The organism is Aeromonas sp. QDB34 (assembly GCF_027705405.1).
Lineage (GTDB): Bacteria > Pseudomonadota > Gammaproteobacteria > Enterobacterales > Aeromonadaceae > Aeromonas > Aeromonas hydrophila.
Genome location: NZ_JAPDBT010000005.1, coordinates 1 through 12740, shown reverse-complemented (window position 1 = coordinate 12740; position 12740 = coordinate 1). Strand labels below are relative to the sequence as shown.

The window sequence follows — 12740 nt, the reverse complement described above, 5'->3', positions numbered from 1 at the left end:
TTTCCATATTAATGATTTGTAACATAAATAACGGGCGTTCCTGGCCCGCTTTGGCTATCATTCTGGCCGTTTTTCCCTCCGTTGAGCGTTTTATGTCCGCAGTCGATCTGGGCACGGCCCCTCTTTCCCGCCTGTTCTGGCGCTACGTCACCCCGACCGTGGCCGCCATGCTGGTCACCGGCATCTATGTCACCATAGACGGCATCTTCGTCGGCCATATTCTGGGTCAGGATGGGCTGGCCGGCATGATGCTGGCGTACCCCATCTGCGCCGTGCTCTATGCGGTGGGGGCGCTGATCGGCATGGGCTCCTCGGCGCTCGCCTCGTTTTATCTGGGCAAGGGGGAGCAGGCGAGGGCCCGCCACATCGTCGGCAATGCGCTGGTGATGGTGATCATCGCCTCTGGGCTGCTCGCCTTCATCGGCATTCGTTACGGCGAGGCCATGCTGATCTGGATGGGGGCGGAGGGAGTGATCTTTGACGCCGGCTTCGCCTATCTGCAGTGGTATGCCTGGCTCGGGGTCTTTGCGGTGCTCTCCATGGCATTTACCGCCCTGCTGCGCAATGACGGGCGACCCGGCCTCACCACCTGGATCCTGGTGGGGGGGGGCGTGCTCAACGTGCTGCTCGATTACCTGCTGATGGCGGTGATCCCCTGGGGGCTGGCGGGGGCCGCCATTGCGACCATGCTCTCCCAGGCGGTGACCGGCGGCCTCTGTCTGTGGCACTTCTTCACCCCGCGCAGCCAGCTGCGCATTGGCTGGGACACCCTGCGACCCGACTGGCGGTTGATGGGGGAGACGCTGCGACTCGGGGTGTCGAGCTTTCTGATGTACCTCTACCTGTCGGTGGTGCTGGCGCTGCACAACAAGGCGCTGCTGGCGGTGGGCACCTCGCTGCACGTGGCGGCCTACGGCGTCATCAGCTACAGCGAGGCCTTCTTCTATCTCATCTTCGAGGGGATCGCCATGGGCATCCAGCCCATCGCCAGCTTCAACGCCGGGGCGGGCAACTGGGCACGGGTGCTGCGGGTGCGCAACCTGGCGCTGGGGGTGACCCTGCTGGTGGCCCTGTGCGGCATGCTGCCGCTCTATCTGTGGCCGGAGGGGGTGGTCTACCTGTTTGCCGGGGACAACGCGGCCCTCTTGCCGGTGGCCAGCCTCGGCATCTGGCTCTACTTCTGGGGCTTGCCGATGGAAGGCCTGCTGCTGGTGGGGGCCACCTACTTTCAGGCGATCAACCGGGCCCGCATCGCCTCCCTGCTCACCGGTGGCAAGCTGGTGCTGATTGGCGGCTTCCTGTGGGGCTTCTCCTCCCTGTGGGGGGTATCCGGCGTCTGGCTGGCGCTGCCCACCTGCAGCACCCTGCTGGTGCTGGTGATGTGGCGAGCCATGGGCAAGGAGGCGCGCCAGCACGCCGCCGCCTGATATGTCGTCAGTCGGCCATCAAAAAGGCAGACTAGGCTGCCTTTTTCGTTTTGAGCGCCCCTGACAGGTCACCAGCTCATGGCTTGAAGGCACCGATGAAGATGGCGGGGTCGACCCGGGCGTCGTTGAGACTGACATTCCAGTGCATGTGGGGACCGGTGGCACGGCCGGTGGCGCCGACCCGGCCGACGATGCCGCCGCGGGGCAGGCTCTGGCCCAGCGTCACGTCGACCTTCGACATGTGGCAGAACATGCTGATGAGACCCTGACCGTGATCGACGAACACCGTATTGCCGTTGAAGAAGTAGTTGCCGATCAGGATCACCTTGCCCGCCGCCGGCGACTTGATGGGGGTGCCGGCACCGACCGCGAAGTCGAGGCCGGAGTGGGGGTTGCGCTCCTCGCCGTTGAAGAAGCGGCGCAGCCCGAACGGGCTGGAGAGCGGGCCTTCCACCGGCTTGTCGAACAGCAGGTTGCTCGGCTGAGCCGGGCTGAAGGTCTGGTAGGCGCGGGTCTGCTCCGCCAGTTCGCGGTTGATGCGGGTCATGTCTTCGGCCAGCGGGTTGACCTGACGGCTGTTCTTGAGCTTGATGTGCTGCTCCCGGTAGTGCTTGGTGCCGACCGTGAAGCCGAGAGTGCGGCCATCGCTCACCTGCAACTGGTGCGGGCCGGGCTGGCTCTTGAGGGGGATGCCGACGATGGCAATCCAGCGTTTGCCCTCTTCACGCACCACCAGCACCGGCTTGCCCTGATAGCGGGCGGTCGGGGCCTGCAGCCTCGCTGCCGAGCGACACCACGGCGACGCCCCCCGGCACCGGGTGGTTAAGCAGGCGACTGATGAAGCCCTCGGCGAGGGCGGACTGGCTGGCCAGCAGCAACAATAGACAACAAACGACTCTCATGATGATTCCAGGCTGGGTTGACTAAAACGAAACGGTAACGAAATCAGGACGCTGGCTGGAAGCGCTGGTAGATGGCCTCCATCTGGACCGACACCTCCTGGCGTACCAGGTCCAGCTCCAGCATGTCTTGTACCACCTTGAGCTGATCCGGATTGAGGAAGCTGCGGCTGCTCTCCAGCACCCGCTGGGTATAGGCGCGCTGGTTCTCCAGATAGGTGCCGGCATCGCCGCTCTCCTGCTGGGCCAGCTGCTGGTTCGCCTCGCTCAGCAGACGCGTCAGGGATTGGCGCTGGGCCGGTGCCAGCAGCTCGCCGTGCTCCGCCAGGCGACCCTGGATCTCCAGCAGGCGGTTGGTATCGCCCGAGTAGATCTCCTGTTCGAGCCGGGTGCGGGTATCCTCCCCCAGCAGGTTGCTGAGGTTGCCCCAGATGCGCTGGCTCTCCTGCTCATAGGCATCGGGATGGTCGAAACCGAGGCGATAGAGCTCGCGCAGTTGCTCCTGGACCTGGCCGCGCACGTCTTCCACGATGTCGAGCCGGTCGAAGACGGTGGTGAGCTGGCTGCCCTGTTCGGCGTCATAGAGCCGCTCGATCAGCACGGATCCTTCGCTCGACTGGCTCCACTGGCTGATGGCGGCCTCCAGCTCGGGGTTGGGAGGCAGCACCTCCTGGGCGGGGGCGGGCTCGTTCTGGCTGCCCTTGCCGGGCAGCTTGGCCAGCAGGCTCTGCCCGGTGCTCTGGCCGCTGTTCTGGCTGGTGGCCGAATCGCATTGTGACGGGCTGTTGGCGGGGCTGGCGGTGCCGGATCCCGGCTGAGGTTTGACAGGGTCGGCCTGCCACTGCCAGAGGTTGAGCAACAGGGAGGCCAGCAGAATTGGCGCCAGGTGAGATGTACGCATCTTGGATTCTCTTGAATAAGTGAATGCCCCTTGCAAAGGGGTCTCTTATGATAACCGTAACGTCTGATACAAGCAGCCATGACGTGCAAAACCGGCCTCGGCGGTGACCCGCCATTGAGTCGGTCGGCCCATGGCTCTAGAATCGGCAACCAGCCGTTTTGAACCGAGGAAATGTTATGAATGGATTGTCCCCCCTGCGCGCAGAACCTGCTCGTCACCCCATCGGGCGTGGCTGGGTCTGGGTGCGATCCGGTTTCGATGTCTTCAACAAGGGGATGGGGGTCAGTGTCGCCATGGTCCTCATCTGGTTTGCGGTCGGTCTGCTGCTGGAGCGTCTGCCGGCGGGCAGCCTCATCTCCCAGCTGCTTTACATGGTCTGGGGTGCCGGCTGGGTGGCGGTAGCCCGTCACGGTTATGAAGGCAATCCGCTGCGCTTCGCCGATTTCTTCTCCGGTTTTCGCCACAAGCTGACCCCGCTGATGCTGGGGGGTCTGCTGGTGCTGACCCTGTTCAGCCTGATCGGCCTCATCTGCCTGGGGCTGCTCTCCATGTGGGGGCTCACCTCCCTGCTGACCCAGGATCCCGAATCTCTGGTGGTCACTGCAGCCCAGGCCCAGGGCCTGCTGCTCTGTCTGCTGCTGGGGCTGGCACTGCTGATCCCGGTGCTGATGGCCATCACCTTCGCCCCCGCCCTCATCTTTTTCCACGATGTGGGGATCCTGCAGGCCGCCAAACTGAGTTTCAAAGGCTGCCTGACCAACATGTGGCCCTTCCTCTGGTGGGGACTGATCGCCGCCATCCTGATGCTGTTTGGCGCGGCGCTGATGCTGGTGGGTCTGCTGGTGGTGATCCCGGCGCTCAACTACTCCATCTATGTGGCCTATCGGGATATCTATCTGGACGTGACGCAGGAGACACCTGCCGAAGCCCCGCTGACCGGCTTCGAAGCCTGACGCCAACGGATTGGTGTGACATATGCGCGAAAGGGGCCTGCTGGCCCCTTTCGCATGTTTGCGTTGCCTCTTGTTCCCGCCACTACTCTCGCCACATGGGGTCGACGGCCATGCGTTCCACCAGAAAGTCGAGGAAGCTGCGCAACAGCGGTGACATCTGCTTGCGGGTGCCGTAGACGGCGTAGACGCCGAGTCGCTTAGGCTGCCACTGCGCCAGCAGCGGCACCAGGGTGCCGGTGTCGAGGTGGGGCTGGACCGAGTAGCGGGGCTGCAGGCTGATGCCGGCGCCCTCCAGCGTCGCCTCCAGCAGCAGGTTGGAGATGTTGGCGCTGAGGTTGCCGCTCACCGGCACCGATTCGGGCCCGCCCGGTCCCTGAAACTCCCACAGGCTCTTGCCGAAATAGGTGTAGGTGAGGCAGTTGTGCAGGGCGAGATCCTGCACCTTGTGCGGGGTCGGGTGCCTGGCCAGATAGGCCGGGCTGGCACAGACCACGGAGTGACAGGTGCCGAGCCGGCGGGCCACCAGGTTGGGGTCGAGGTCATTGGTGATGCGAACGGCGAGATCGATCCGCTCCTCCACCAGATTGACGGTGCGGTCCAGCAGCAGGATGTCGATGGCGGTGCCCGCATAGCGCGCCAGGTAGTCGTTGGCGGCGCCCACCAGCAGGGCTTCCGAGAGTGAATAGCTGCTGGTGATGCGCAGTTGCCCCTTGGGGGCCTCGTCGCCGCGCACGGCGATCTGCTCCATCTCTTCCCCCAGTGCCAGCATGGCCCGGGCCCGGTTCAGCGCCTCTTCCCCAGGGCCGGTCAGACTGAGCCGGCGAGTGGTGCGGTGCAGCAGCCGTGCCCCCATCCACTGTTCCAGCTCCGCCAGGTAGCGCGTCACCATGGCGCGCGACATCTCCAGTTTCTCCCCGGCGCCGCTCAGACTGCCCTGTTCGACTACGCTGACAAAGACCCGCAATGCGGTCAGTCGATCCATTTCAGGCTCTCTATATGCTCGATTAATGCAACAGTGATGCGCTTATTATGCTGTATTTGTACCGTAATTGATCCAATAAACTGTGTCCATCTGATGAACCCCTGATGACTTGATGAGGAATACCCGATGAACAACACCCTGATCCGCAATCTGACCCTGGCCACCACCCTGCTGAGCGGTGCCGCCATGGCCGCCCCGCTCACCGTGACCGTCTACAACCCGGGCGAGAAGGCTATCTTCCCGGTCTCCTCCTCCCTGGTGACCGGCGACAAAGAAGCGATCCTGATCGATGCCCAGTTCGACGTACAAAACGGCCAGGCGCTGGTGGACATGATCAAGAAGAGCGGCAAGAAGCTGACCACCGTCTATATCAGTGCCGGTGACCCCGACTTCTACTTCGGTCTGGAGCCCATCAAGGCAGCCTTCCCGGACGTCAAGGTACTGGCAGACCAGCATGTGGTCGACCATATCAACCAGACCAAGGACGCCAAGCTGAGCTACTGGAGCCCCATCCTCGGCAAGGGTGCACCGAAGAGCCTGACCGTGCCACAAGTGATGACGGCCAGCCATCTGACCCTGGATGGCGAGAAGATCGAGATCAAAGAGATGAATACCCCGAATGCCTACCTGTGGGCACCGTCCATCAAGACGGCGTTTGGTGGCGTACCGGTCTACAGCGGCGTGCACGTGTGGATGGCTGACAGCCAGACCAAAGCGGCTCGCAGCAACTGGGTCAAGGCGCTGAACAATCTGCTGGCGCTGAAACCCGAGCGCGTGGTGCCGGGTCACTTCCTGGGGACTGCTCCCAAAGGCAGCGCCGCCGTGACCTTCACCCGTGACTACGTAGAGCGCTTTGAGCAGGAGCTGGCCAAAGCCAAGAACTCCGGCCAGCTGATTGAAGCACTGAAGAAGGCTTATCCGTCCCTGCCGGTCGACGATGGTCTGGCCATCGGTGCCAAGGTCAACACCGGTGAGATGAAGTGGTAAACCCCTGACGCCTACTTCCCTGAGTTTTTTTACCGGGCCCAAGGGCCCGGTTTTTTTAGCCGAATGAACGAGTGAATCACATGAACGAAACGACTCTGCATTATGTATACGACCCCCTCTGTGGCTGGTGCTACGGCGCCGCCCCGCTGTTGAAGGCTGCGGCTGCCATCCCGGAGCTGCGCATCGAGCTGAACGCCGGTGGCCTCTGGCTTGGCGGGCGCAGGCAGGCGATGGGCCAGGCCCTGCGCGATTACGTCCGTCCCCATGACGAGCGGATCCAGGCGTTGACCGGCCAGCCTTTCGGCGAGCGTTATTTCAACGAGCTGCTGCTGCGCGATGGTCTGCTGCTCGACTCGGAGCAGCCCATCCGCGCCATCCTGGCGGTGACGGCTCTGGGTGGCAACGGTCTGAGCCTGCTGCACCGCATCCAGCAATCCCACTATCGCGATGGCATCTGGATCGGTTCGCTCGATCATCTGACCAGCTTGGCGGCAGAGCAGAACATTGGCGCGGATGATTTTGTGAAGGCCTACCAGCAGGTCGACCTGGCGAGCCATTTGGCCGACAGCCAGCGCTGGATGCGCCGTCTCGGCGGGCAGGGCTACCCGACTCTGGGATTGGTGCAGGGCGACAAAGTGACCCCCTTGTCCGCCTCCTCCTTCCTGGGTGAGCCAGAGGCGTTTGCTCGCCAGATCCAGCTCATGATGAATCGTTGAGCGAACAGCAGGTCGTATCCGGTGGCGGATGTGCAGCGCCCGAGGTGCTCGTTGCAGATTTTTCCTACCTGTCCGGCGCTCATGCTATCCCCAGGCGAGACGATATATTCAGTAGCGGACAGTTTGAAAATCATCCGCTTGCGATCATCGCGCTATGCTCTATGGGGATAGTCTGGGAGCTCGGCTCTGCAGGCTTGCGTCTAGCCGCCAAGGATACCAATCATGTTCAAAAATATGTCTATAGGTCAGAAGTTGAGCGCCGGTTTTGCCGTATTGGCCCTGCTAGTGGTGGGACTGGCGTGGTTCTCCATCACTCAGCTGTCCCGTCTCTACACGGATACCGCCACCATTTCGGGCAACCTGTTGCCATCGACCCGCTATGCCAGCCAGATGCACGTGGCCATTCTCGATGCCCGTCGTTCCGAACTGGCGCAGGTGATTGGTGGCCTCAACAAGGATGCCCAGGAAGTAAGCGAACGTACCGTCACCTTCAACAAGGCCAAGCAGGAGTTTGACGCGGCGGCGCAAAAGTACGGCTCCTTGCCCTTCAGCACCGATGAGGAGAAGCAGACTTACGAACAGCTGGTGGCCGCTGGTGCTAAGTACTTCTCGGTACACGAGCAGCTGATTGCGGCTTTTGCCAGCGGCGATCTGGAAAAAGTGAAGAGCCTGCGCAAGAACGAGACTCGTGCCGCACTGGAAGAGGCGGGGGCCAAATCCTACCGTCTGCGCGAGATCAACAACGAGCTGGCTGACAACATGGTGAAGTCGGTGGCCGACCTTTACAGCAGCTCGCGCACCATGAGCATCGTGGTGAGCCTCATCACAGTGCTGTTCGTGGTGGTGGTGGCCTGGTTGCTGACCGGTCAGGTCCGCAATCCGGTGATGGCGCTGCTGGAGCAGACCCGCAAGGTAGCGGCAGGCGATCTGGCGGCCCATCTTGATGCCAGCCAATTCAACAACGATGAACTGGGGCAACTGGCCAAGGGCTTTGGCGAGATGCAGAAGAACCTGCGTACCCTGGTCAGCGAAGTCTCCGGCTCCGTAGTGCAACTGAGCTCGGCAGCCGAAGAGATCAGTGCGGTGGCGCGCCAGTCCGCCAACAACATGAACAGCCAGCAGCACGAGCTGAATCAGCTGGCCACCGCCATGAACGAGATGCAAGCCACGGTGCAGGAGGTGTCCCGCAACACCAGCGATGCCGCCAGTGCCGCCAGCGCCGCCAGCAGCACCGCCGAACTGGGGGCTCGCACCGTCAACGACTCCATCAAGCGTATTGAGCAGGTCGCCGGCGCCATCGAGAGCACCGCCGTGGTGATCCGCCAGCTCGGCGACGACAGCCGCAACATCGGCATGGTGCTGGAGGTGATCCGCGGGATCGCCGAGCAGACCAACCTGCTGGCGCTCAACGCCGCCATTGAAGCGGCCCGGGCCGGCGAGCAGGGCCGAGGCTTTGCGGTGGTGGCCGACGAGGTGCGTACTCTGGCGAAGCGGACTCAGGACTCCACCTCCCAGATCAACACCATCATCGCTGAACTGCAGCAGCGGGCCGAGCAGGCCGGCACCACCATGCAGCAAAGCCAGGACATGATGAATTCCACCGTGAGCACGGCGCGGGAGGCGGGGGCATCCATCTCCGAGATCAGCGGCTCGGTGGAGAGCATCTCCCACATGAATATCCAGATCGCGACCGCCACCGAAGAGCAGGGGGCGGTGAGTGAAGAGCTCAACCGCAATGTGGTCAATATCAGTCATGCCTCCGAGGAAGTGGCCGCCGGTGCAACCCAGATGGCACAGGCCTGTAACGACCTCAATCACCTGGCGACCCAGTTGCAGGAGATGGTGCGCCGCTTCCGGGTGTAAGGCGGGTTGGATGCTCGCTGCTGCGGGCCCGGATCCAGGATCCGGGCCCGCCTTGTTTTATCGGCATGTCGACTTTCCCCATCCCTTGTTCGCTCCGCCGTTCTTGGGCATGCTAATGGCCCCATTGGTTGGCAGGATTCTGGATGTATGAACCTTCGCGATCTTGAGTATTTGGTGGCGCTGGAAGAGGAGAAGCACTTTCGCAAGGCAGCGGAGCGCTGCTTCGTCAGTCAGCCCACCCTGAGCGGCCAGCTGCGCAAGCTGGAGGATGAACTCGGGGTGATCCTGATCGAGCGTACCTCCCGCAAGGTGCTGTTTACCCCGGCTGGCGATGCCATGGCCCAGCAGGCCCGCAAGGTGCTCAAAGAGGTGCGCGAGCTCAAGAGCATCGGCCAGCACTTTGCCGAGCCGATGTCCGGCGAAATCCACATCGGCTTCATTCCTACCGTCGGCCCCTATCTGCTACCTCACATCATTCAGGATCTGCGCGAGCATTTTCCCAAGCTGGAATTCTACCTCTATGAAGAGCAGACCCAGGTATTGCTCAAACGGTTGGAAGAGGGGGAGTTGGATTGCCTGATCCTGGCCGAGCTGGAGGGCATGGAGGGGTTTGGTTCGATCCCGCTCTATCAGGAACCCATGTGGCTGGCGGTGCCCCAGCAGCACCCGGAGGCCAAGGCCAAGGCGGTGCCGCTCAGCAATCTCAAGGGCAAGAAGTTGCTGATGCTGGCCGATGGCCACTGTCTGCGGGATCAGGCGATGGGATTCTGCTTTGCCGCCGGTATCGGCGAGGATCAGCGCTTCAAGGGCACCAGTTTGGAGACGCTGCGCAACATGGTGGCTGCCGGCAGCGGCATGACGCTGGTACCCAGGCTCGCCGTGCCCGCCAATGCCGAAGAGGGCGGCGTCAGCTATCGGCCGGTGATAGACCCCGTGCCTGGGCGCACCATCGCGCTGCTCTATCGCCACTACTCGGTGCGCCGGCCCTGCTTCAACGAGCTGGCCGCTCGTATCTCGCGCTTGATGCAGAGCCTGCTTGGCTAACTGCGCATCGCTACTACAAGGCCACAAAAAAGAAAACCGGCGCATTGCGCCGGTTTTTTTATCTTCTACTGTGGTTTAGAAGATATCGTCGGTGGAGACGGGGCCATCGGTGGGCGAGCCCTCACCGCCGTACACCTGATTGCCATCCGAGCTCTGTGTCGCGTAGCGGGTCGGCTCGGTGCCTTCCTTGAAGAACTCTTCCGTGCTGCTGCCGTCGGTCCGATTGGTCAGCAGGCCGGTCTCACGATCGATCCGCACCGTGATGATCCCTTCCGGTACCGGCATCTTGCGCTCAGGCACCTGCTTGAGCGCCGTCTTCATGAAGTCGATCCAGATGGGCTGTGCGGCACCGCCGCCAAATTCGGCCCGGCCCAGACCACGCTGGTGGTTGTCAAAACCGATCCAGGAGGTGGCGACCAGATTCGGGGTATAGCCGGAGAACCAGGCATCACGGGATTCGTTGGTGGTCCCGGTCTTGCCGGAGATATCGTGGCGCTTGAGGTCGCGCGCCGCCCGCCAGCCGGTACCGCGCCAGCCGTTGCCACCCCAGATTGCGGTGGTCAGGGTGTCGGTCACCAGGAAGGTGCTCTGGGCACTGATGGTCTGCGGTGCCATGTTGCCGGGAACAACCGGATCGATGGGGCACTGGGCTTTCCAGTCCGGCGCCGTATTGGCATAGGCATCCGCACTGTCGAGACCGGCGGCGGCCAGCACGCCACAGTCACGGCAGGCGGCTGCCGGGTTGGCCTGATAGAGAGGCGCGCCGAAGCTGTCGGTGACTTCGGTGATGAAATAGGGGGTGACCTGGAAGCCGCCGTTGGCCATGACCGAGTAGCCGCGCACCACTTCCAGCGGGGTGAACTCGGCGGCACCCAGAGCCAGTGACTCGTTGGGCGAGATGGTATCGCGCGCAAAGCCGAAGCGGGTCAGGCCGTCGATGTAGGTATCCAGCCCGATGGCGCGCATCAGGCGCACCGACATCACGTTCTTCGACTTGGCGAGGCCGAGGCGCAGGGAGGTGGGGCCTTCATAGATGGCCGGGGAGTTTTTGGGCTGCCACATGGGGCCCTTGGAGGGATCCCACTGGTTGATCGGCGCATCGTTGATGAGGGAGGCCAGGGTGTAGCCCTGTTCCAGCGCGGTGGCATAGAGGAAAGGCTTGATGTTGGAGCCTATCTGGCGGCGTGCCTGATCGACCCGGTTGAACTTGGAGAGCTCGAAGCTAAAGCCGCCGACCAACGCCTCGATGGCTCCATCCTGCGGGTTCATGGCCACCAGAGCGGCGTTGACCTCGGGGATCTGGGAGAGCAGCAGCTCTTCACCCTTTTCCCGTACCCAGATCTGGGCGCCCACTTTCAGCATGTCGCGGGCCGAGCGGGGCGCAAAGCCCTGACGATCGTCGGTGATGAAGGCGCGTGCCCACTTGATGCCGTTCCAGCTGAGCTCAGCCTGCTTGCCGTTCTTCAGCACTATGGTCGCACTCTTGTCAGCCAGCTTGGTGACGACGGCGGCCATCAGCGGCTCATAGGTGGGCTGCTTGGCCAGATGGGCCATGATCTTGTCATAATCCCAATCGGCTTCGCCTGCTTTCCACAGCTGGGCGGTCACGCCCTTGTAGCCATGGCGGGTGTCATAATCGAACACGCCGTCGAGCAAGGCCAGCCGGGCGGCGCGCTGGCGCTTGGCGGTGACTGTGGTGTAGACGTGCAGGCCCATGGTGTAGGCATCTTCACCAAATTGCTCCACCATCTTCTGGCGCACCATCTCCCCCAGATAAGGGGCATTCAAGGTGATCTCGGCACCGTGATAGCGGGCCTTGACCGGCATCTTGGACGCTTCGTCAAACTGAGCCTGGGTGATCTTGCCGGTTTCCAGCATGCGACCAAGTACCACGTTGCGGCGAGCAAAGGCACGTTCCGGCGAGCGGATCGGGTTCAGCATGGACGGCGCCTTGGGCAGACCGGCGATGATGGCGATCTCGTCCAGCGTCAGGTCCTTGACCTCCTTGCCAAAGTAAACCTGGGCGGCGGCACCGACCCCGAATGCCCGGTAGCCGAGCGGGATCTTGTTGAGATAGAGCTGCAGGATCTCGTCCTTGGAGAGATTCTGCTCGATGCGCCAGGCCAGGAAGACCTCTTTTATCTTGCGCACCAGCGTCTTTTCATTGCTCAGGAAGAAGTTGCGGGCGACCTGCTGGGTAATGGTACTGGCGCCCTGGCGGGCCTGACCGGAGACGGCCCAGACGGTGGCAGCGCGAATGATGCCGATGGGGTCGATCCCCGGGTGCTCATAGAAACGGGCATCTTCGGTCGCCAGTACCGCATCGATCATCGACTGGGGGATTTCATCCAGATGCAGCGGGATGCGACGAATTTCGCCAAATTGGGAGATCAATTCCCCATCCCGGCTGTACACCTTCATCGGGGTGGCCAGCTTGACGTCGCGCAGCGCGGTCACATCCGGCAACTGGGGCTTGATGTAGAAGTAGATACCGATGAGGCTGGCAACACCCAGCACAGCACCCAGCATCATGACAATAAACAGGCGTACGAGCCATTTCAGCATGGAAGAACTACCAATCGTCTTAAAATTAGCCAACGGGCGCAGAGTATAGCCCTTTTGCCTCCGGAAATTCGAGGTTTTCCTGACGGCAGCCCGGCTCCTCGAGAAGAGGCGGGAGGTTAGCATTCTGCGGCTCAATAACCAAGGGGAGGCGAGGGGCAGCCGGAAAGCGAGTTGTATCACTTTTCGGCATAAACTTTATGACATTGATAGATAGAGCATTTAGGATGCGTTAAGCCATCATCTTCTGATTAGCTGTCCTACAATCAATCCTAAAACCCAATAACGCATGGATGTGTATATGTTTGGGCTATTCAACAAAGGTTCTCCGGGAATTCAGATAATAAGTGCGACACTCATGGATGAATGGCGAGAGGTGGCCAACTGCTGATTGGTGGTACCCTTC

Annotated in this window: 9 protein-coding genes and 1 pseudogene; 6 read left to right on the top strand and 4 right to left on the bottom strand. The window is 62.0% G+C overall.

Annotation, left to right across the window (positions count from 1 at the left end):
* The first annotated feature begins 92 nt into the window (after positions 1-92).
* Entirely contained in the window at positions 93-1427 is a 1335-nt protein-coding gene (locus OKC29_RS08975) for an MATE family efflux transporter (protein WP_162275756.1), read from the top strand.
* A gap of 76 nt (positions 1428-1503) precedes the next feature.
* Here the strand turns inward: OKC29_RS08975 and OKC29_RS08970 are convergent.
* A pseudogene (locus OKC29_RS08970) lies at positions 1504-2329 on the bottom strand (peptidoglycan DD-metalloendopeptidase family protein).
* Between the two features lie 43 nt (positions 2330-2372).
* Positions 2373-3227 carry a hypothetical protein gene (locus tag OKC29_RS08965; protein ID WP_073351273.1) on the bottom strand — a complete coding sequence of 285 codons (855 nt, stop codon included), beginning with the start codon at positions 3225-3227 and terminating at the stop codon, positions 2373-2375.
* A gap of 176 nt (positions 3228-3403) precedes the next feature.
* On the opposite strand from OKC29_RS08965, the gene OKC29_RS08960 reads away from it, so the two are divergent.
* Positions 3404-4180 (top strand): BPSS1780 family membrane protein, encoded by a 777-nt coding sequence (locus tag OKC29_RS08960; protein WP_073351271.1) that lies wholly within the window; start codon positions 3404-3406, stop codon positions 4178-4180.
* 82 nt (positions 4181-4262) lie between these two features.
* Here OKC29_RS08960 and OKC29_RS08955 read toward each other — a convergent pair whose 3' ends face one another.
* Positions 4263-5162 (bottom strand): LysR family transcriptional regulator, encoded by a 900-nt coding sequence (locus tag OKC29_RS08955; RefSeq protein WP_073351264.1) that lies wholly within the window; start codon positions 5160-5162, stop codon positions 4263-4265.
* 126 nt (positions 5163-5288) lie between these two features.
* Here OKC29_RS08955 and OKC29_RS08950 point away from each other — a divergent pair, with 126 nt between their 5' ends.
* The 4 genes from OKC29_RS08950 (at position 5289) to oxyR (ending at position 9772) form a co-directional block, all read left to right on the top strand.
* Positions 5289-6149: a Vmh family MBL fold metallo-hydrolase gene (locus tag OKC29_RS08950; protein ID WP_016351638.1), complete on the top strand. Its 861-nt coding sequence runs from the start codon at positions 5289-5291 to the stop codon at positions 6147-6149.
* Between the two features lie 80 nt (positions 6150-6229).
* The gene (locus tag OKC29_RS08945) at positions 6230-6865 is read left to right on the top strand and encodes a DsbA family protein (protein WP_073351262.1); all 636 of its coding nucleotides are present in this window, start codon (positions 6230-6232) and stop codon (positions 6863-6865) included.
* 222 nt (positions 6866-7087) lie between these two features.
* Entirely contained in the window at positions 7088-8728 is a 1641-nt protein-coding gene (locus OKC29_RS08940) for a methyl-accepting chemotaxis protein (RefSeq protein WP_073351260.1), read from the top strand.
* 147 nt (positions 8729-8875) lie between these two features.
* Entirely contained in the window at positions 8876-9772 is an 897-nt protein-coding gene (gene oxyR / locus OKC29_RS08935; protein ID WP_029299361.1) for a DNA-binding transcriptional regulator OxyR, read from the top strand.
* 75 nt (positions 9773-9847) lie between these two features.
* On the opposite strand, the gene OKC29_RS08930 is transcribed toward oxyR, so the two are convergent.
* Complete coding sequence (locus OKC29_RS08930; protein ID WP_073351258.1) at positions 9848-12337, bottom strand: penicillin-binding protein 1A; 2490 nt, start codon at positions 12335-12337, stop codon at positions 9848-9850.
* Between the last annotated feature and the right edge of the window lie 403 nt (positions 12338-12740).

Bases quoted from the DNA above. Each gene is read 5' to 3' on its own strand.
- OKC29_RS08975 (WP_162275756.1), top strand. From the start codon at position 93: ATGTCCGCAGTCGATCTGGGCACGGCCCCTCTTTCCCGCCTGTTCTGG.
- OKC29_RS08965 (WP_073351273.1), bottom strand. From the start codon at position 3,227: ATGCGTACATCTCACCTGGCGCCAATTCTGCTGGCCTCCCTGTTGCTC.
- OKC29_RS08960 (WP_073351271.1), top strand. From the start codon at position 3,404: ATGAATGGATTGTCCCCCCTGCGCGCAGAACCTGCTCGTCACCCCATC.
- OKC29_RS08955 (WP_073351264.1), bottom strand. From the start codon at position 5,162: ATGGATCGACTGACCGCATTGCGGGTCTTTGTCAGCGTAGTCGAACAG.
- OKC29_RS08950 (WP_016351638.1), top strand. From the start codon at position 5,289: ATGAACAACACCCTGATCCGCAATCTGACCCTGGCCACCACCCTGCTG.
- OKC29_RS08945 (WP_073351262.1), top strand. From the start codon at position 6,230: ATGAACGAAACGACTCTGCATTATGTATACGACCCCCTCTGTGGCTGG.
- OKC29_RS08940 (WP_073351260.1), top strand. From the start codon at position 7,088: ATGTTCAAAAATATGTCTATAGGTCAGAAGTTGAGCGCCGGTTTTGCC.
- oxyR (WP_029299361.1), top strand. From the start codon at position 8,876: ATGAACCTTCGCGATCTTGAGTATTTGGTGGCGCTGGAAGAGGAGAAG.
- OKC29_RS08930 (WP_073351258.1), bottom strand. From the start codon at position 12,337: ATGCTGAAATGGCTCGTACGCCTGTTTATTGTCATGATGCTGGGTGCT.